Origin of the sequence: Nocardiopsis valliformis DSM 45023, assembly GCF_000340985.1 — a bacterium.
Classification (GTDB): domain Bacteria; phylum Actinomycetota; class Actinomycetes; order Streptosporangiales; family Streptosporangiaceae; genus Nocardiopsis; species Nocardiopsis exhalans.
In genome coordinates, this window is sequence record NZ_ANAZ01000003.1 from 317,656 (window position 1) to 334,673 (window position 17,018).

Here is a 17,018-nt window from a genome sequence, read left to right on the forward strand (position 1 = left end):
ATGAGTAATGCGGTGACATGACTGACCGCCACCCCGGCGGCCAGGGCCTCCAGAGCGAATTCACTGGCTGATACCGCTCTTCTGGCCCCGTAGGCCCATGGCGATTGAGTAGACCATGGCAGCCAGCCCGAAGAAGACGGCCACTCCCGGCATCCCCGAGAAGTTGGGCGTGAAGTACAACTCAGGAAGCCCCCCGACCTCCTCGACAGAGGACTCGATTACGCAGGGGATCCTTATATCGGATCCCATGAAGAACGACATCGCAACGGTTGCAACGGCCGTGACTACAGTGACGAAGATCCCGATGAAATCTCCGGAAAATACTCCAGATAATGCACGGACAGCCATATTGGATCCCCTCGGGCAAGAATGCAGATTCGATCATGCGTGGCGGGGCATCGACCAGAACGCAACCACCACCCGCGTGAAAAAACCGACTCATCTCACACATCGAGTGAAGCCATCAGACAAAATCCCTGGGACGAAAATTACCCAGGGTAAGGAAATTACCCAGGACGAGGGAATTACATTGGGAAAATGGAATCTCCTTCCCCGCAGGTAAGCGAGCTGGATGAAAAGTCCAGTTTCGCTTGGCCAAATATGGCCAGGGGTCAGGATCGGATAGCCCGGCGGAATTTCATCCCCGCCGGGCTGCCCGCCCCTGACCGCCTTTCCCCTTGGAACCCGACGGCATGAGCGTGATCGAGTGCGATACCCAAGCGTGACGCCCCGGCCGAAGCCCTTCCGGCCGGGGCGTTCTGTGCTTCCAGGTGTTGCGCACAGCCTGTGGGCGGAGATGTCGTTCGGTCACCGGTCTCTGCCAAGATCGGTGCGACCGCCGTGGAAAGCAGGAGAAAACGTGACGAAGACGGACCAGCGCACCGGGGACCTCCGAGGGCTCGCCCTCACTCTCCGACAGCTCGAGGTAGCGAAGTGGACCGCCGTGGAGTTGCGCCGCGTAGCGGACGACCAGGGCTGGGAGTGGTCCGAAGATACCGGTGTTCCCCGCCTGCGGACCGGATCGCCGTTCGGCGAGGCCTGGCTGTCCGTGGTCGACTCCACCCTGGAGGACTACGTCACCACGGAGGAGTTCGTCGGACTGCACTTCGTGATCGCCGAAAAGGGCACTCGGGCGCAGGAGGAGATCCAGGCCTTCCGAGAGGCGCACGAGGAGCTGCGGGACGTCCTCGGCCCGAGCTACCTGCTGGGCGCGGACGACACCGACGTCTCCTTCCACTGGGACGCTCCGGATTGGGGCGCCCCCTACGTCCGGTGGCGGGACCAGGCCGGGCCGAACCTGATCGAGCTGCGGGCCACCGTGCACGGAACGGTCCTGACGCTCCGGCCCAAGGGGCCGGCCGAAGGCTGGTACTGCAAGACCGTGGAACACTCCGCCGGGTGGGTCGGCGGCTTTGTCATCAGCGTTCTGGCCTCGGAGAACGTGGGCCTCCAGCTCCCAGGGGTCACCCTCCACTCGGAATGGCGCGACTACGGCGCGCACCTCGCCAAGGCGCTCCGGACCAGGGCCGCGGAGGTGACGGCGCTCGGTCTGACCCAGTCACAGGGGTTGTACACCGCCATCCCGGGCACGGGCACGGGTCTGGCATTCTCACTCAGCTTCGGCGAGCAGGTGGAGGTGGGCATCACGACGATCCTGGAGGAGGACGCCGACCTGGAGTCGATGGACCTGCCCTCGATGGGATGGGTCCAGGCACCCGAGGAACGTCGTTACGAGGACGACATCGTCCACCTCGCCCCGGTCCAGCAGTACGACGAGGTCAACGGTGTGCGCCTGGCCCTGATGCTGCTCGAGGTGGCCGAACAGGCAGGTCTGGATTCACCGGAGGGCCTACTGGCCGCCGAGGACCTCGCGTGGCTCCCCTGGGTCGACCACAGCTTCGGGCCCGGTCGAATCAAGGACTACGGGTTCGCTCTCAGGGTCACCCAGTGAACGTGTAGCGTCCGGGGCATGGCTCACATCCTTCATCTCACGGAGCTCTCGCATTGGCGGGCCGGTGGCGACGTCGAAGCTGATTCACTTTCCTCTCAGGGGTTCCTGCACGCCTCTCCGGACGAGGCCACCATGCTGGCGGTGGCCAATGCGTTCTACTCCGATCCCGCAGAGCCGATGATCGTGCTGGTGGTGGACACCGAGAAGGTGCCCGCCGAGGTGCGCTGGGAGGCAGCTGATCCCACTCCCCCACCTGGGGTCGGGCCGGACGTGCTCTTCCCGCACGTCTACGGGACGATCCCGCGACCGGCCGTGTGCGCTCTGCGTCGCCTGGTCCGGGACCCGTGGGGCCGCTACACGGCCCTGGAAACAGTGATGGAGCCCGGCCCCTGTCTCTAGGTCGACACGGAGACACGGAGACACGGAGACACGCCGATGAGTCGACCTGCGGACACGTCGCCTTGCCGGTCTCCCCCGCGGGCGTCCTTCATCTGGACGGAGTGGTTCTCAGTGCTGTGCGGGCCGGGCCCGGTGCCGCGAGTTCGGCCGTTCGTCGGCAAAGAGCTCTTCCGGAGGCTGTGGGTATCTCTGGTGGCACTCAGGCGGGAAGCTGACAGACCAAGGTGAAGCGGCCTTCAGGGGTCGCACCCGTGTGCGCGGACCCACCCAGGGCAGCGCAACGGTCCGCGATACTTCGGAGCCCTGTCCCCGTTACGACCTCCTCCTGACCTGGAGCACCGTCGTTGCCCACCACCAGGGTGACCCAGCCCTCCTCCTCTTCCAAGGAGAGATCGACCCCGGTGGCCTCACTGTGTACGAGCACGTTGGTCACCGACTCGCGCAGGACGAGGGCGAGTTCCCGGTCGATCCGCTCCGGCAGCGAGCACCGAGCGATGTCGGTGGACAGGTCGACCGAGGCGTCGGCAAGGAGCGCGGTGGCTCGCTCCACCTCTGCGGCGAAAGTGCTGTTCCACGTCGACGCGGCGGCCGCCCGAACCTCGGAACGGGCATTGCGCGCCAAGTCCACCAGGCTGCGGGTCTCTTTCTCCAGGTCGGGGTGGCCCGACCCCATCTTCCGGATGATCTCGCCCTTGAGCGTGATCGCCGTCAGCGTTCCACCGAGGATGTCGTGCAGGTCGATCGCGAGCCGACGGGGCTCGTCCGCGCTCCGGGGACGCTTTCTCTCAGGGCCCCGCCGGATCGGTAACAGGAGGTACGACAACACGAGGGCCGCTCCCGCAACGGTCAGGTGGCCGGCCGCCCAGAACAGAACCCAGAGGGTTCCCACCCGGAAGAAGAGGAGAAGGGTCAGTGGCAGGAGTGTCAGGACGACCCCGGCGGCCAGCAGCAGAAGCGTTCTGGTCATCCCCGAGGAAGAACGGGCCGAGACCAGGGCAGAGGCCGCCAGCAACCCCGTCGCGGAGTGCCAGGACCACCCTCCGAAGAGCAGCAGCGGCACCGCCACCAGGGCCTGGACAAGAAGCAGAGAGTACTGGGCAGCGCCCTGAGGAGAGCGGGACATGCTGCGCACCTGTGCGAGGTGAATCCCCACGGGCACCGCGTACCAGAGGCTGACGAACCCGAGATGGTACAGAAGTCGAAGCCCGCTGGCGTTCCCGAGGAGCACGGGGGCGCTGAAGGTCGTCACAAGGACCAGAAGCGTTCCGAAGACGGCGACGGGGCCGACGTACAGCGGGATCGCCCAGCGTCGGCGTGCCGCCGCGTCCACGCGGGGCGGCGCCTTTTCTTTTCTCCCTCTGGAAATCACTCGCGCCACTTTATCGTCACCGCTTCCGGCAGCCCGCCCACCGAAGGGTCCATTTGGCCAGGATCGGACAATCTCGGATTCGATGACAACCACGGTTATTGAACCGTACAATATCTTATTTTCGGCCGCCCCTTCCTCTGATTGTCCACTTTGACCTGCGAGATCCACCCCTGCCGCCGAGGACCCTCTCCGCCCGAACGCCCCGCAGGAAGGCAACTCCCACACCAGTGGAAACAGCGCACGCTGGTAGGAATATCCCTATGATTCGTGTGATCATCGCGGAGGACATGCGCCTTCTCCGCGATTCCCTGGTCCGGCTTCTCTCGTTCACCTCGGACATCACCGTGGTGGCTGAATTCGAGAGGGGGGAGCACGCGGTGGCCGACGCACCGCGTCACCGACCCGACGTCGCGGTGCTCGACGTGCGACTGCCGGACATCAACGGGTTCGAGGTGGCGCGGCGGCTCCAGAACCCCCTCCCCCGCTGCCGGACCCTGTTCATGACCAGCTACGCCACCCCGGCCAACCTCCGCCAGGCCGCAGCGGTCGGGGCCTACGGGTTCATCGCCAAGGACCGTTCCGCCGACGCCCTGGCCGAGGCGGTCCGAAGCGTACACGCGGGCCGCAAGGTGTTCGACCCCGATGTCGTAGCGGACGCGTTGACACACACGGCCAGCCCGCTCACACCTCGGGAGGTCGAGGTTCTCCGCCTGGCCGCTCGGGGGGAGCCGCCCGGTGCCATCGCACGGAGTCTGTCGCTCGCGGCCGGAACCGTGCGCAACCACCTGGCAGCGTGCACCACCAAGCTCGGCGCACGCAACCGGGCGGACGCGTTCCGGATCGCCACCGAGAACGGATGGCTCTGACCCACCCCGGTCATCGCGCCCCGCTCAGCTCGGCGAGGCGATGGGTGATAGTCGCGACGGTGGGTAGCCGCAGGGAGCCGACGATCGCGCCGTCTCGCAGGAAAAGGACCTGGTCGGCGTGGGCCGCGGCGGTCGGCTCGTGCGTCACCATGACCACCGTCTGCTCCAGCTCGTCCACCGTGCGGCGCAACAGGCCGAGGATCTCCTCGCCGGTCGCACTGTCCAGGGCCCCGGTCGGCTCATCGGCGAAGACCACCTCCGGACGGGCCATCAGCGCCCGGCAGATCGCGACCCGCTGCTGCTGGCCTCCCGAGAGCTGGTGTGGGAAGCGGTCGATGTGGTCGCTCATACCGGTACGCCGGATGATCGTGTCCAGCCACCGCGCATCGGCTTTCCGACCGGCCAACCGGAGCGGAAGCACGACGTTCTCGCGGCCGCTCAGCGCGGGGAGCAGGTTGAACGACTGGAAGACGAAACCCATGCGCTCACGCCGGATCAGCGCCAGTTCCCGCTCACGCATGCCCCCGATGTCGGTGTCACCGAGAACTACCCTGCCCCGGGTGGGTTCGGCCAGCCCGGCCGCGCACTGCAGGAGAGTGGTCTTACCCGACCCCGAGGGCCCCATGATCGCGGTGAACGAAGCCGCGGGAAAGTCCACACTCACCCCCGCCAACGCCCTGACCTCGGACTCCCCCGCCCCGTAGGTCTTCCAGACCTGCTCCAGCCTCACCACGGGACCGTGCCGCTCTCCCGCCGGCTCCCTGAGCTCTCGCCGTTCCATGTCTCCCTGTTCCGTCCGCATCCGGCCGCTTCCCTTCTCTCTCTGGAATCCGGTCACTTCAACCCCGCCTTCTCCAGCCCTCGGCCCTGGGCGTCGACCAAACGGCTGTACAGACCCCCGAGGTCCATGAGCTGCTCGTGTGTTCCGCGCTCCTCGATCCGCCCGTCGGCCATGACCACGATGAGGTCGGCCTCCCGAACCGTCGCCAGCCGGTGAGCGATGACCAGTCGGGCCCGGTCCGCCAGTTCCGTCCGCATGGCCTGCTGCACCGCCCGCTCCGTCTCGTTGTCGAGGTGGGAGGTGGCCTCGTCCAGAACCACGACGGGCGGGGCCTTGAGGAACAGGCGTGCCAGGGCCAGGCGCTGACGTTCCCCGCCGGAGAGCCGAACACCGCGGTCACCCACGACCGTGTCGAGGCCGTCGGGCAGGTTCCGCACCATCTCCCAGATCTGGGCCGCCCGGCAGACCCGAACCAGATCCTTCTCCTCCGCCGCAGCCCGCGCGAAGAGGAGATTGGCCCGGATGGTGTCGTTGAACAGGAACGTCTCCTGGGTCACGGCGCCGACGGTCCGTTGAAGGTCGTCAGCGGACAGGTCCCGGATATCCGTTCCAGCGATCTCGACCCGCCCATGCGCGGTCTCCCAGGTCCGGGTGAGCAGCCGGGCAAGTGTGCTCTTCCCGGCTCCGGAACGCCCCACCAGCCCTACGGTCGTCCCCGGTTCGATGGTGAGGTCGATGTCCCGCAGCGTCGGACCGCGCGTCACCTCGACCAGGTCGTGTTCGGCGGCCAGGGAGGGGACCACCAGCCGCTCGGGGGACGGATAGGTGAAGGAGACACCGTTCAGGACCACCGACGGTCGCGGCTCAGCCATCGCCCGTGTCGGGCGCGCCTCGACGGGGGCGCCGCTTCCCGTGGGGCGGAAGCGCATGATCTCGGCGACCCGGCCGAAACTCACCAGTCCCGCCACCAGCTCCATCTTGATACCGCTCAGCATCGCGATGGGACCGTAGAGACGTCCGAGCAGCGCGACCACGGCCACGAGAGTCCCCATGGTCATCGTCTCCGACACCACCCAGAGGCCACCGACGACGTAGATCGCCGCGCCGATCAGCCCCGTCGTCACGGAGACAGCGGCCCCGAACCCGGCGCCCAGCCTGACCTGGCGCAGGGCGTGTGCGCGGACGCGGGCGGCCGTCGCCACGAAACGCTCGGCCATCGTGTCGTGCGCACCGTGGAGCCGAACCACTTCGGCGCCCTCCGCGCTGAACTGCTCGGTGACACAGGTGTCCAGGTCAGCGTAGGCGCCCATCTCACGTTGGGTGGCGTCACGGACCCTGGGCGCGAAGTAGACCGCGAGCCCGTACATCACCGGAGCCAGGACCAACAGGACCAGTGAGGCCCGCCATTCCAGGAGGAGCAGCCCCAGACCGGCGACCACCAGGGTCGAAACGGCGCCGGTGAGTGCCGGGACGGTCGACGAGACCAGCTGCTGGACCCCTCGGACGTCCCCGTGGATACGCGAGACCACGGCCCCGGGACGGGCGTAGGCGAAGAAGCCGGGCCTCTGTGTGTGCAGGTGGGCGAAGAGGTCCCCGCGGATGCGCAGGGTCAGCCGCTCACCCAGCCGGGAGGAGTACACGTTCTCGGCGTAGGAGATCCCCGCCTGCACGAGTGTGAGCGCTACCAGCAGACCGCCCAGAGTGAAGACGAGTCCGGTGTCCCCTCTCAGCACACCGTCGTCGATGAGGCGCTGTCCTACCAGGGCGGGCAGAACGACGAGCACCGAGTTGACGAGTACCAGCAGCATCTGGAGGAGGACGCCGACCGAGAAACCCCGCAGGAAAACGGGGAGCGAACGGTACCGGGCTGATCGGTCAGTCACGGGTCCTCCGCACACCGCGTACCGCGGACAGCGCCCCCAGCACCGACAGGAGCAGGGCCGCGCCCCCGAGAGCGGCTACCGGAGCGACCGGAATCACCTCGGGGATGACGGACAGCATGTCCGTGCCGGTGGGCAGGGTGATCAGGACGGCCATCCACAGGGTGGCCAGTACGGCCACGGCGAACACCAGGGCGATGGTCATGAACACCTCTGCGGACACCATCCGATACGTGCTCCGCCACGTGATGCCCAGCATCCGACCACTGGCGAACTCCCGTCGGCGGTCGAACTGGGCCGTGCTGATCGCGTTGACCGCGGCGAACATCATGAACATCCCCATGAGAAGGAACGCGGACGTGCCGTTCCGGTTGTTCTCGGCCCACTCCTCGGTGAGGACCTGTCGCATGCTCTCGCGGTCGTGGAGCGCGAAAGCCGATCCGTCCTGCCCCGGCGGGAAGACTTCTTCGAGGCCGGCACGTGCGGTGTCCTCGTCGGTCCCGGGCACGATGTCGAGGAACACCCCGTCCGGAGCGCCGTGCCGGAGCCCGATCCCGTCCGCCGCGGCCGGGCCGAACGCCACGCTCCTGTTGAGGAAGCTCGCGTCTCCGACGACCCCGGAAACGGTGAAGGTGTGCTCACGCTCATGCCCGGGGATGGCGAAGGTGAGGTCGTCGCCGACCTCGATCCCGTTCCTCTCCGCGTAGGACCCGAGCATGATCAACGCCCCCGCAGCCTCCGGGATGTACTCGCCCTCGACGATGTCGAGGTCGAGCGTGTTTTCGGCGTCGCCGCGCAACACCATCGCGGCGTCTCCGTAGGGTGAGGGCGCCTTGACCTGCGGTTCGATGGGGATGAGCCGCGCCGTCACCGTTGACTCGACGAAGGGGAGGGCGTCGATCTCCTCTCGGGTCCGCTCAGCGAACCCGTACCCGGACGAGAGCACGAAGTCCGCGGTGACACGCTGACTCTCAGACATGCCGTAGTGCCAGTTGTTGTACATCTGGGACGCCGAGGCGGCACCGACGAGTGTGATCCCGAGGAGCAGGGGCCCGGCGATCCCGGCGAACCTCCGGTGGTAGAAGGCGACGTTGGCGACGGACAGTGCGGGCCCGTCCCGCGAGACCCGGTTCACGGCCGCCCTCAGCACGATGGCCGTCTGGCCCACCAACCTGGGTCCGAGCAAGCCCGAGGCGATCACCGCCAGAGCGATGAGGAGTGTCGAGACGTACTGTCCGACGGTTTCCCTCGGTACTCCGGGTACGGCCAGAGCCGCAGCGCCCAACAGCATGGCGGCGACCGCGAGCAGCCCCAGGACGATGCGTCCCCTCTTGAGTTCCGGCCCCTCGGTGGTGGCCTCCGCGATGGCCTCCGAAGGCCGGATCCGTAGTGCGCTCCCGGCCGCGATGAGCCCGGCCGCCAGTGCCGCGAAGAGAACCGCCGCTACCGAGACAAGAATCCCGGCAAGGGTGAAATGGACCTGGAAAGCAGGGCTCAGCCCGCCGCGGAACAGACTCACACCGTCAAGTCCCAGGTTCGCCAGGGTCGCACCCAAAGGGATACCGATGATCAGAGCGGCCACGGACAGCAGGACCGCCTCCCCCGTGACCATGAGACGAACCTGACCGGGGGTGGTGCCGATCGCCCTCAGCATGGCGATCTCCCGGCTCCTGCCGCGCACGGACAGGCCGATCGCCGAGGCCACGGCACCGATGGTGCAGACGACGGCGAGCTGAACGAGCATCAGCATCGACAGGGCGATCCGCTCGTCCTCGTCCGCGGACAGGTTCCCCTCGGCCGGACCGCGGGCGTCCCCGGTGAGCGCCGCGTACCGGTCCCCTCCCTGCTCCGCGATCAGGGACCGGACAGCGGCCAGGAGGTCTGCCTCGCCCGTTCCGCCCGCCGGATAGACGCCGACGGCGTCGACGTATCCGGGGGCGTAGTCCTCCATCCCGCCGACATAGGCCTCGGAGAAGAAGAGCGCGGACTGGTGGAGCCAGTCGGTTCCGTTTGCCAGGCCGGCGACACCGGAGATCGTGAAGTCGGAGACTTCACCGAGAACGAGCACATCGACTGACTGGCCCACGGTGAACCCGCCCGCGTCTGCGAGACCCTGGTCGATCACGATCTCGTCCTCGGCGCGCGGGGGCTCCCCCGCGGTCACCTCCAGCGGGGTCAGCCGGGCACTGGTCCACGCGTGCCCGAAACCCCACACCGTGTCCGGGTCGGTGAGCACTGTGCCGTCGGGGTCCAACAGAGTGGCCGCGAACGTCACTTCAGGCACGGCTTCGCTGACCTCGTCGAGCGCTTCGAGGTCGTCGACCAGGGACTGAGGCGCCCGGCCCTCCCTCCCCTCCGGAACGACGACCAGGGGGACTCCCGCATAGCGTTCGACCGTCTCCTCCTGCAGACCGGCCGAGAAGTAGACAAGGGAGAATCCGCTCACCATGACGGTGGAGATGACGAGAACGATGGTCGCACCGATAAAGGCACCCGGCCTGTGCCGAACCGACCGCCACCCCAACCACGCCGAGGTCAAACTCATGCGACGTCCTCAGAATTTCGACGAATAATGCAGAAAACCGTGGCCCGCCCCGAACCGGAGCGGGCCACGGTCACAAGGAGAAGAATCCTCTAGTTGAGCGGACGACAACCGCCGGTGGAGAAAGCGCTGGCGCACCATCCGTTTTTGTGCGAGTAGTAGTAGCACCCACCGGTGGAAGCACCACTGTGATTAACCTGGTTGTCAGCGCTCGGACCGAGGCCCTGGAGTTCATACAGCGACATGATCGATCTTTCTGCATTGTTTTTCTCTGGGTTTCTCGACACGAGGTGTTCAGATTTTTCTGAATTCCTCAGCCGAGAAGAAGGGAAGACTGATTCCGGGGCCTGACGAGGTGAGCGCCCGTTCGGCGCTGTGCAGGGCGAGGAGGACCCCGGCCGATCCCGTAGCGAGATCGGTGGAAAGCCGTAGGAGCTGGTTCCCGGGGAAGACCCGTTGGTCTCCGTCACGGAGCACGTGCCAGTTGAGGGCGTCCACCGCCGCCACGAGCTCGGCCGCACGGGTCTCGGACGCCGCCCCATACATGGCAGCCGACGCCATGATGAGCCCCGCGTGCCCCTCGAAGAGCCCGGGGAACACGCTGAACCGGCTGTTCACAGCACTCGCGGCGGCCGCGCGATCGACCTGGAGCTCCGTGTCCTCGACGTGGTCCAGATAGCGGTTGATGACCATGCCGGTCCCCGCGCTGCCGATGCCGAAGTAGGGCAGGAGCCGGTACTCGTCCTTGAGGAGGAGCGCGCCGTACTCATCGGTCTCACACTTGGCGAGATCCCGGCGGATCGCCTCCGCCGCCACGTCGAGGAAGGCGTGCTCTCTGGTGGCCTCGTACAGGCGAATGAACAGGAGCGCCGGCCCAGAGGGGCCGCGCAGGGCTCCGCCGGGTGATCGGAACGAACTCCAGGCATCTGAGCGGTCCGGCGTACGGGCCCGCAACTGCTCCGCGATCCGCAGGGCACGCTGGAGAAAGGCGTCGTCGCCGCACTCGGCGTGGAAGTGGAGCCAGTTGAGACCGATCCCGGCCAGCCCGCTTTCCAGGTCGACCGGAAGTCTCTCCTCGCCTCGGGCGAACGTCCGGTCGAGCAGGGCGACCGCCTCGTCCCGGTACCCCAGGTCCCACAATGCGTAGGCGATGCCGTGGTCACCGCCATAGAACCCGGCGGTGGCATCCGCACGCTCGGCCAGGGCCCGTTCCCGGAACCACTGCTCTCCTTCCGTGAACCGGATGCCCTGGGTACGGTGGAGGGCCCAGAGCACACCGGCGGCGCCGTGCGCGAAACCCAGTCCCGCGTAGGGGAGTCCGAACTGCGCGATGTCTCCGGGGAAGAGCCGGTCGGCCCGGTGCGGGGTGGCGCTCGTCAGGATGCCCTGGGCGATATCGGCGCAGACGTGGGACCACGAGTCCGCCACCGGTGCCAGGTCATCGATGTCGGCGGGGGCGCTGACCCGTCCAGCCTCGGCAGGTACCGCGGGCGGCTCAGCGGAGGTCTTCCCGGCCAGGAAGTCGAGCTCGGCCGTAAAAGTGTCCGCCTCCAACCGGTAAACCTCGCAGGCCCGCCGTGCGACGTGGCGCATCTTGTCCGGGGCCAGTTGTATCAACGACGTGACCGGGGCGAAGAGAGCGATCTTGAGCAGGGCCAGCGCGTAGATGTCGATGTCGGAGCCGCGCAGGTCCGGCGGGGCCATGAAACCCGGATTGCCCATCGGGGGGCGGCGACGCTGCCGTTCGAAAGCGGCCGCCTCCCAGTCGATGAGCGTGATCTGGCCGTCTTCTCCGACCATCACGTTGTTCGGGTGGAGATCTCCGAAGACCACCCCTCGCTCGTGTACCTCGCGTAAGGCATCCTGAACACGCTCCCAGACGCCGAGGGCCCAGTACCTGTAATCCCCCATCTCACGGGCGACCCGAGGGCCGTGCGTCAAGGGGTTGCGCTTGGCGAGCGCGGAGTACAGGGGTATCCCGTCGACGTACTCCTGAACGAGGAACTCGTGTCCGTCGAGTGTCAGGTAGTCGATGAGGGCAGGGACCTGCGGTACGCCCTCCAGGTGTCGGAGCATGTCCCGTTCCCGGCGCAGCCGGGTCACCGCGTCCTGGTCGTGTCCGTCCAGCCCGGCGAAGGGGCGACCCTCCTTCAGGACTACCGTCCGGCCGGTCGCCCGCTCGACCGCCTTGTACACTCCGCCGCTGTTGGAGAAGTGGATCGCGTCCTTGACCTCGTAGGGGAAGTCGTCGAGCACCGGGCTGCGGTACCGGTCGACGTGCGGTCGGAGAAACTCCGGAAGAGCAACCCACTCCGGAACCGTGAAGACGACGCCGCGCGGATCGGGCTCCAGGGCCCCTTCGGGAGTCTCGATACAGATCTGGCCTCGGCCGTTCCCGTCGTCGACCAAACGCTTGGCGAAAGCGCCATAACGTGTGTAGAGGGGGCCGTCCCCCCAGCGGACGTCGCTGAGGATGTAGGGGCCCTCCTCGCCGCGCAACTCCTCGCCCAGTTCGGTCAGAACGCGGTGTAGCACGGTCTCGTCGGCAGGGTAGAGCGTGAAAAGTTTCCCGCTGGCGACCCGGGGCGCGTATTTGACGTTCTTGTTCCGAAAACGCCCTGGCCCGGGCACCACCTTAAAGGCGAGCCGCTCCCGCAGGCAGTATTCCCACACCCGGGTGGTGACGCTTTCCGCGTTACCGAGGTGCGCGGAGACATGGACCTTCCACCCCTGGAGGGGAAAATCGAAGACCTCGGGCGAGAAGTTCACCCACTCCTCGGCGTCAACACGAATCCACCCTTTCGGGCGGGGATTCTGACGGAGCACGGCGAATAAGTCATCATCGTGAGCGGAAACATTTTCGGGGTGATCGTAGTGATACGGGTCAGCCGCGCAGTAGAGGTCGTACTCCGCTGACATTCCAGCCTCTCCGCCTATGTTCGCGTGATTTCCTCAGTCTCTTGTGACTTTAGAATTCACCCGATCACGGAGGCAAGGGCACTCCTCATGACTTCACCGTGCATTTTGCACGGTGCGGCGGAGAGCCGCACCCGCATGACGAGGGCCCCGGGCCGCAGAGAAACCTCTCTACGGCCCGGGGCCCGCTCGGCCCTGCTCGGGTGCGACCGCTCAGGCGTGGCCGAGGCCGGTCTGGTCGGACGCCACGTTGCTGTGCTGCCCGACGCTGGTCGGCACCGTGTGGCGGGCTCGACCCTTGTCGATGCCGAGGAGGCGGTTGAAGTGCCCCTTCTTGCCGACCACGAACCAGGCGACCGCGCCGAACAGCGGGGCCCAGAGGATGAAGATGACCCACAGGAGCTTGCCGCCCCCGGAGGTGTCGCCGTCGATCAGCGCCGAGATGACCGCCGCGATCACCAGCACGATGACGGCGAGGAAAATCAGCCCGATGATGATGCCGGTGATACCGGTCAGCCAGGCGAGAGCGGGACTGACGTCGTCCACGTTCCGCGGCAGGTCGGCCCGGCTCACCTGCTCCGAAAGGTTCGTGATCATGACTCCCCCAAGCAAGACGTAGTTGCCTCGATACACAGGGTAATAAACCAGGGTGGCCAGGCACACACATTCCGACAGTTTCGGGCGTTTCCCTGACCTGGACGGCGCACTTCCGAATCCGTGGTCCCCCACTGGCCGGGGCCGACTACTTTCGGGTAGCACCCCCCACCAGGCTTTTCCACTGCTTTACTGGAAGCATGGGCAAGCTTCGGCGATCTGGCAGGTCCACCCCCTCCCTCCTCCCCGGGATCGGCACCGGAAACGGTGGCGGCACGGGCACCCGTGACCACCGACTCGTGCGTACGGCCAGAACCACCCCGCATACCGGGGGCTCGGCAGAGGCCGGGTGAGCGGTGTCCAGGCAACCCCAGTACCTCTGGCTGGCCGACCAGCTCCGCGAGCCGATCCTCAACGGCGAACTGACCCCCGGCACACGGCTCCCCTCCCGTACCCGGCTGGCCCGCGCCTACCGGGTCAGCGAGCAGATCTCCCGCACCGCCCTCCGGCTCCTGGTCACCGAGGGCCTGGTCGAGGCCAGGCCCGGATCCGGGTACTACGTGCGGACCGTCCCCGAGGTCTACCGGCTCTCCCGGACCGACGCCACCTCCGGCTCCGGCCTGGGCCGTCTCTCCCGCGAACTGATCAGCACCGAACAGGAGCTCTGCTCGGCCCCGCTCAGCTCCAGGCTCCGGCTCCGCGACGGCGAACCCGTGTACCTGACCACCTCGCGGGGGTTCTCCGCGAACCGGCCGGTCACCCTGCACCGGTCCTGGGAACCCGCGGTCCTGACCGCGGGAACCCTGCGCACCCCCTTCGACGCCGCCGAGACCGGCCCCCTGGACCGGCTCAGCGCGGCCGGGTTCCCGGTGGACCGGGTCGTGGAGGAGGTCGGGGTCCGCGCTCTGCGCGACTCCGAGGCCGTACTCCTGGACTCGGCCCCCGGGGTAACCGTCCTGGTCGTCGAACGGACCCACTACAGCGGTGACCGCCCGGTCGAGACCTCCGACCTCATCGGCTCGGCCGAGCAGTGTCGACTTCTCTACAAACTGTCCCTCGCCCGCCCGCGCACCAGGCGCTAGCACCCCACACCCCAGAATCCCCCGTGATCTTGCTACCAGAAGCAAGTTCGGCGCCTTGGGTTTCAGTGGCTCAGCGCTTCTGGTAGCAAGATCACGGAGCCTGGGGCAGGGGGCAGGGGTGCTGGGGGCAGCCGCGCACGCCGAAGGGCGGTGGCCCGTCTCCTCCGCGAACCTCTCCGCGGAAGGGGCGAACCACCGCCCTCAGTTACTCTCCGGCCGGGGCAGAGCTGATCAGATCAGCCCCGGACACGGTCAGGCTCAGGCCTGGGTGAACTCCTTGGCGACGACCTCGGCGATCTGCGCGGTGTTCAGCGCGGCGCCCTTGCGCAGGTTGTCCCCGCACAGGAAGAGGTCGAGCGACTTGGGGTCGTCGATGGACTGGCGGATCCGGCCGACCCAGGTCGGGTCGGTGCCCACGACGTCGTTCGGGGTCGGGAACTCGCCCTTGGCGGGGTCGTCCAGGACCTCGACGCCCTCGGCGGCGCCCAGCAGCTTGCGGGCGTCGTCGGCGGCGATCTCGCTGTCGAAGGTCGCGTGCACGACCAGCGAGTGCGTGGTGATTACCGGGACGCGCACGCAGGTGGCGGAGACCTTCAGGTCCGGCAGACCCAGGATCTTGCGGGACTCGTTGCGGACCTTCAGCTCCTCCGAGGACCAGCCGTCGTCCTTGAGCGAACCCGCCCACGGCACGACGTTGTAGGCCAGCGGCGCCGGGAAGGGGCCGAGCTCGTCGACGGCCGAGCGCATGTCGCCCGTGTTGTCACCGAGGGTGCGGTCCGAGGCGGCCTTGGCCATCTGGTCGCGCAGGACGTCGATGCCCTCCTGGCCGGCGCCGGAGGCGGCCTGGTAGGAGGAGACCACGAGCTCCTTGACGCCGTAGGTCCGGTGCAGGGCACCGATCGCCACGATCATCGACAGGGTGGTGCAGTTCGGGTTCGAGATGATGCCGCGCGGACGGTTGCGCACCTGGTCCGCGTTGACCTCGGGAACCACCAGCGGGACGTCGGAGTCCAGGCGGAACGCACCGGAGTTGTCGACGGCGACCGCACCGCGAGCGGCGGCGATCGGCGCCCACTCCTTGGACACCTCGTCCGGTACGTCGAACATGGCGACGTCGACGCCGTCGAAGACCTCGGGCGCCAGCGCCTGCACGACGACGTCCTCGCCGCGCACGCTCAGGACCTTGCCCGCGCTGCGCGGGGAGGCGATCAGGCGGATCTCGCCCCACACGTTCTCACGCTGGGTGAGGATGTCGAGCATGACGGTGCCGACGGCGCCGGTCGCGCCGACGATGGCCAGGGTGGGAAGACGGTTGCTCATCGGCCGGTACCTCCGTAGACGACAGCCTCGACCTGGTCGGCGTCGAGCTGGAACTCACTGTGCGCGGCCTGGACCGCGGCGTCGACCTGGTCCTCCTCGACGATGACCGAGATGCGGATCTCCGAGGTGGAGATCATCTCGACGTTGGTGCCGGAGGAGGCGATCGCGTCGAAGAAGCGCGCGGTGACGCCCGGGTAGGAGCGCATGCCGGCGCCGATCAGCGAGACCTTGCCGATCTTGTCGTCGTAGCGCAGGGAGTCGTAACCGACCTTCTCCTGGACCTTCTTCAGGGCGGACACCGCCACCTTGCCGAACTCCTTCGGCGCGGTGAACGAGATGTCCGTGCGGGAGGTGGAGACCGCCGACACGTTCTGCACGATCATGTCGATGTTGATCTCGGCGTCCGCGAGCGCCTTGAAGATCGTCGCGGCCTCACCGACCTTGTCGGGGACGCCGACGACGGTGATCTTGGCTTCGCTCCGGTCGTGGGAGACCCCGGAGATGATCGGCTGTTCCATGCCTTCGCTTTCCTCGACTTCCGAAACGATCCACGTTCCAGGCTTCTGGCTGAACGACGAGCGGACGTGCAGGGGAATGTTGTACTGGCGCGCGTACTCGACGCAGCGCAGGTGCAGGATCTTCGTGCCGCTGGCGGCCATCTCCAGCATCTCCTCATAGGAGATCTGCGGGATGCGCTGCGCGGTGGGAACGACGCGCGGGTCGGCGGTGAACACGCCGTCCACGTCGCTGTAGATCTCGCAGGCGTCGGCGTTGAGCGCGCCCGCGAGAGCGACGGCAGTGGTGTCGGAACCGCCACGACCCAGGGACGTGATGTCCTTGGTGTCCTGGGAGACGCCCTGGAAGCCCGCGACGATGCAGATCGCACCCTCGCCGATGGCCTCCTGGATGCGCCCGGGGGTCACGTCGATGATCTTGGCGTTGCCGTGCAACGACGTGGTGATGACCCCGGCCTGGGATCCGGTGAAGGAACGGGCCTCGTACCCGAGGTTCTCGATGGCCATCGCCACGAGGGCCATCGACATGCGCTCACCGGCGGTGACGAGCATGTCGAGCTCGCGCGCCGGAGGCATCGGGGAGACCTGTTCCGCCAGGTCCAGCAGTTCGTCGGTCGTGTCGCCCATGGCCGAGACCACGACCACGACGTCATGTCCCGCCTTTTTCTGAGCCACGATCCTTTGGGCTACTCGCTTGATGGCTTCCGCGTCAGCCACGGAAGACCCACCGTACTTCTGCACGATTAGGGCCACGATCGATGCTCCTGAGGAGTTGGGATCAAGACAATTAACAATCGGAGTGT

13 protein-coding genes are annotated in these 17,018 nt (G+C 67.2%); 4 read left to right on the forward strand and 9 right to left on the reverse strand.

What is annotated here, in order from left to right; all coding sequences use genetic code 11:
- Positions 1-60: 60 nt before the first annotated feature.
- Complete coding sequence (locus tag D457_RS0104175; protein WP_017579389.1) at positions 61-348, reverse strand: hypothetical protein; 288 nt, start codon at positions 346-348, stop codon at positions 61-63.
- Positions 349-859: 511 nt separating this feature from the next.
- Here D457_RS0104175 and D457_RS31840 point away from each other — a divergent pair.
- Together D457_RS31840 and D457_RS0104185 are read left to right on the forward strand one after the other, a co-directional pair.
- On the forward strand, positions 860-1,951 hold the full coding sequence (locus tag D457_RS31840; protein ID WP_017579390.1) for a hypothetical protein: 1,092 nt from the start codon (positions 860-862) through the stop codon (positions 1,949-1,951).
- Between the two features lie 18 nt (positions 1,952-1,969).
- Positions 1,970-2,350: a DUF952 domain-containing protein gene (locus D457_RS0104185; RefSeq protein WP_026116312.1), complete on the forward strand. Its 381-nt coding sequence runs from the start codon at positions 1,970-1,972 to the stop codon at positions 2,348-2,350.
- Between the two features lie 199 nt (positions 2,351-2,549).
- Here the strand turns inward: D457_RS0104185 and D457_RS0104190 are convergent, their stop codons facing one another.
- On the reverse strand, positions 2,550-3,680 hold the full coding sequence (locus tag D457_RS0104190; protein WP_017579392.1) for a sensor histidine kinase: 1,131 nt from the start codon (positions 3,678-3,680) through the stop codon (positions 2,550-2,552).
- A 299-nt stretch (positions 3,681-3,979) separates the two neighbouring features.
- Between D457_RS0104190 and D457_RS0104195 the strand changes: the two genes are divergently transcribed.
- Positions 3,980-4,585 carry a response regulator transcription factor gene (locus D457_RS0104195; RefSeq protein WP_017579393.1) on the forward strand — a complete coding sequence of 202 codons (606 nt, stop codon included), beginning with the start codon at positions 3,980-3,982 and terminating at the stop codon, positions 4,583-4,585.
- 10 nt (positions 4,586-4,595) lie between these two features.
- Here the strand turns inward: D457_RS0104195 and D457_RS0104200 are convergent, their stop codons facing one another.
- From D457_RS0104200 to D457_RS0104220, 5 genes are all read right to left on the reverse strand, one after another.
- Entirely contained in the window at positions 4,596-5,366 is a 771-nt protein-coding gene (locus D457_RS0104200) for an ABC transporter ATP-binding protein (RefSeq protein WP_051072867.1), read from the reverse strand.
- A gap of 53 nt (positions 5,367-5,419) precedes the next feature.
- A complete protein-coding gene (locus D457_RS31845; RefSeq protein ID WP_017579395.1) occupies positions 5,420-7,249 on the reverse strand; it encodes an ABC transporter ATP-binding protein in 1,830 nt (609 codons plus the stop codon).
- Complete coding sequence (locus tag D457_RS0104210; RefSeq protein WP_017579396.1) at positions 7,242-9,791, reverse strand: ABC transporter permease; 2,550 nt, start codon at positions 9,789-9,791, stop codon at positions 7,242-7,244. The genes D457_RS31845 and D457_RS0104210 overlap by 8 nt, the downstream gene beginning before the upstream one ends.
- 291 nt (positions 9,792-10,082) lie before the next feature.
- The gene (gene lanKC, locus D457_RS31850) at positions 10,083-12,707 is read right to left on the reverse strand and encodes a class III lanthionine synthetase LanKC (protein ID WP_083926659.1); all 2,625 of its coding nucleotides are present in this window, start codon (positions 12,705-12,707) and stop codon (positions 10,083-10,085) included.
- A gap of 210 nt (positions 12,708-12,917) precedes the next feature.
- Positions 12,918-13,301 carry a PLD nuclease N-terminal domain-containing protein gene (locus D457_RS0104220; protein ID WP_017579398.1) on the reverse strand — a complete coding sequence of 128 codons (384 nt, stop codon included), beginning with the start codon at positions 13,299-13,301 and terminating at the stop codon, positions 12,918-12,920.
- A gap of 353 nt (positions 13,302-13,654) precedes the next feature.
- Here D457_RS0104220 and D457_RS0104225 point away from each other — a divergent pair, with 353 nt between their 5' ends.
- The gene (locus D457_RS0104225; RefSeq protein ID WP_017579399.1) at positions 13,655-14,380 is read left to right on the forward strand and encodes a GntR family transcriptional regulator; all 726 of its coding nucleotides are present in this window, start codon (positions 13,655-13,657) and stop codon (positions 14,378-14,380) included.
- Positions 14,381-14,638: 258 nt separating this feature from the next.
- On the opposite strand, the gene D457_RS0104230 is transcribed toward D457_RS0104225, so the two are convergent.
- Both D457_RS0104230 and D457_RS0104235 read right to left on the reverse strand, forming a co-directional pair.
- Positions 14,639-15,700: an aspartate-semialdehyde dehydrogenase gene (locus D457_RS0104230; protein ID WP_017579400.1), complete on the reverse strand. Its 1,062-nt coding sequence runs from the start codon at positions 15,698-15,700 to the stop codon at positions 14,639-14,641.
- A complete protein-coding gene (locus D457_RS0104235; RefSeq protein WP_083926660.1) occupies positions 15,697-16,968 on the reverse strand; it encodes an aspartate kinase in 1,272 nt (423 codons plus the stop codon). Before D457_RS0104235 ends, D457_RS0104230 begins: the two co-directional genes overlap by 4 nt.
- Positions 16,969-17,018: the final 50 nt, after the last annotated feature.